2 protein-coding genes and 1 pseudogene are annotated in these 2427 nt (G+C 72.4%); 2 read left to right on the top strand and 1 reads right to left on the bottom strand.

Features of this window, described 5'->3' with window-relative positions; translation table 11 throughout:
- A pseudogene (locus tag DEIPI_RS0110630) lies at nucleotides 1–546 on the bottom strand (homoserine dehydrogenase); the annotation flags it as partial.
- A gap of 171 nt (nucleotides 547–717) precedes the next feature.
- Here DEIPI_RS0110630 and prfA point away from each other — a divergent pair.
- Both prfA and DEIPI_RS0110620 read left to right on the top strand, forming a co-directional pair.
- Complete coding sequence (prfA, locus tag DEIPI_RS0110625; protein WP_027481772.1) at nucleotides 718–1806, top strand: peptide chain release factor 1; 1089 nt, start codon at nucleotides 718–720, stop codon at nucleotides 1804–1806.
- Between the two features lie 24 nt (nucleotides 1807–1830).
- Nucleotides 1831–2340 (top strand): NUDIX hydrolase, encoded by a 510-nt coding sequence (locus DEIPI_RS0110620; RefSeq protein ID WP_027481771.1) that lies wholly within the window; start codon nucleotides 1831–1833, stop codon nucleotides 2338–2340.
- Nucleotides 2341–2427 lie beyond the last annotated feature (87 nt).

Genomic DNA, 2427 nt, shown 5'->3' with positions numbered 1-2427 from the left:
GCCCTCGGCCTGCGCGCCATGGAGGGCCTCCGCGTAGGACGCGCCGCCCTCCATGGCGCGCAGGACGTGCGTGCAGGTCGCGTTCAGGGACGCCTCCAGCCGGGTGACGCGGGTGCCGCGCAGCGTCGTCGCGAGGGCCGTCACGACGGGCGTGCCCGCCATCACGCTCCCCTCGTGGTACACGAGGCCCCGCTCGGCGGGGGCGCGGAGCTCGTCCCAGGCCTCGCACAGCAGCGCCTTGTTCGCCGTGACGAGCGCACGGCCCGACGCCAGCACGCCCCGCACGAGCTCAAGCGGGCGCTCCACGCCGCCCATGACCTCCACGACGACGTCGCAGCCGTCCAGGAAGCCGGGATCGGTCGTGAGGGGCGTGCCCTCCGGGACGGGCCGGGGCCGCACCATGTCACGCACGAGCACCCCGACGAGCTCGAAGCGCACGCCGAGCGCCGTGAGGCGGTTCTCGCGCTCGCGCAGGAGTTTCAGGACGCCCGCGCCGACGCCGCCCGCGCCGAGCATCCCGAGCCGAAGGGTCCGCTGAGTCGCCATGCCCCAGTGTGCCGCCCCGCCAGCGTCGGACGCGAGAGGCCCCGCGGAAGGTCCAAGTTCGCGTGAACGCCCGCGCGGGACACGCCAACGTAAGCCCGATGTCAGGCTCTACACTGGGGCCATGTCCACGAATACACCGCTTCACGCCGGAGTTCCCGGAGGTCCACGAGGGTGCTGACCGACCGACTGGCGGACCTCGAGCGCGAATACCACAACGTCGAGGGTGACCTCGCGAACCCGGCGGTGATCTCCGACAACGCCCGCTACCTCAAGGTGACGCGCCGTCACCGGGAGCTCACGCCGATCGTCACGCTGTGGCGCGAGTACCGCGACCTGAGCCGCGCACGCGACGAGGCGCGCGACCTCCTCGCGGACCCCGAGATGCGCGAGCTCGCCGAGGCGGACCTCGCCACGAGCGAGGCGCGCCTCTCGGAACTGGAATCCGAGCTCGAACTCCTGCTGCTTCCCACCGACCCGGACGACCCGAAGGACGCGATCCTGGAGATCCGCGCGGGCGCCGGAGGCGACGAGGCCGCGCTCTTCGCGGCGGACCTGCTGCGCGTCTACCAACGTTACGCGGAGACGTCGGGCCTGAAGCTGGAGGTGCTCGACGCGAACCAGAGCGACCTCGGCGGCTTCACGAAGCTCGTCGCGGAGATCACGGGGGACCACGCCTTCCGCGCCTTCAAGTTCGAGCGCGGCGTGCACCGCGTGCAGCGCGTGCCCGCCACGGAGACGCAGGGCCGCATCCACACCAGCACCGTCACGGTGGCGGTCCTGCCGGAGGCGGAGGAGTCCGAGGTGCACCTCGACCCCTCGGAGGTGCGCATCGACGTGTTCCGCTCGCAGGGCGCGGGCGGTCAGGGCGTCAACACGACGGACTCCGCCGTGCGCGCCGCGTACCGGGTGGGCACGCCCGACGAGATCATCGTGGTGTGTCAGGAGACGCGCTCGCAGATCAAGAACCGCGAGAAGGCCCTCGCGATCCTGCGCGCCCGCCTCGCGGAGCGTCAGCGCGAGGCGGACGAGGCCACGCAGCGCGCCTCGCGGCAGGCGCAGATCGGGACGGGCGAACGCAGCGAGAAGATCCGCACGTACAACTACCCGCAGGACCGCGTCACGGACCACCGCCTCACCGGCGACGACAAGAACTTCCCGCTGGGGCGCGTCATGACGGGCGACCTCTCTCCCGTCGTGGAGGCCCTGAGACAGCTCGAACGCGAGGCGCTCCTCGCGGAGATGGCGCATGCGGAGGGCTGACGCCCGCCCGTCCGGGAGGCGGTGATGGCGCGGCGTGACCTGCTGGTGACGGCGGCGGTGCTGCGTGACCGTCAGGGTCGCGTGCTGCTCGTCGGGAACGACTGGCAGGGCGCGGGCCGCGTGCGCTACACCCTCCCGGGCGGCATGGTCGAGGTGGGCGAGACCGCGCCGGAGGCCCTGTACCGCGAGATCTACGAGGAGACGGGCCTGCGCATCACCGCGATCCAGCACATGGCGTACTGCGTGCACATCGAGGACGAGCGCCGCAACGAGCGCGCCATCGCGATCGTGTTCGAGGCGCGCTGGGACGGCCTGCTGAATCCCGCCGACCCGGACGGGTTCATCGTGGAGGCGCGCTTCTACACGCAGGAGGAGATCACGCGCAAGCTGGACTCCCCCCCGATGCGCGAGCCCCTCACGGACTACCTCACGACGGGCGTCGCCGGGCGCTTCTACGCCTTCAAGGGCTGGGACGGCAAGGGCGGCCTGCGCATCCCGGGGCTCTCGTACCGCAAACCCGAGGAGCAGACCTGAAGGAAGGGGCGGGCGGTGCCCGCCTCGGGCCTCGGCGGGCGGCGTCCTTCCCCGGCAGGCCCGCGCTGCAGGCGGACCCGGTCGCGG

It is taken from the genome of Deinococcus pimensis DSM 21231, assembly GCF_000519345.1.
Classification (GTDB): domain Bacteria; phylum Deinococcota; class Deinococci; order Deinococcales; family Deinococcaceae; genus Deinococcus_A; species Deinococcus_A pimensis.
The sequence above is the reverse complement of the archived record's forward strand: the minus strand, read 5'-3'. Positions and strand labels throughout refer to the sequence as shown.

Excerpts from the sequence above, each read along its gene's own strand:
- DEIPI_RS0110620 (WP_027481771.1), top strand. The coding sequence starts at position 1,831 with ATGGCGCGGCGTGACCTGCTGGTGACGGCGGCGGTGCTGCGTGACCGT.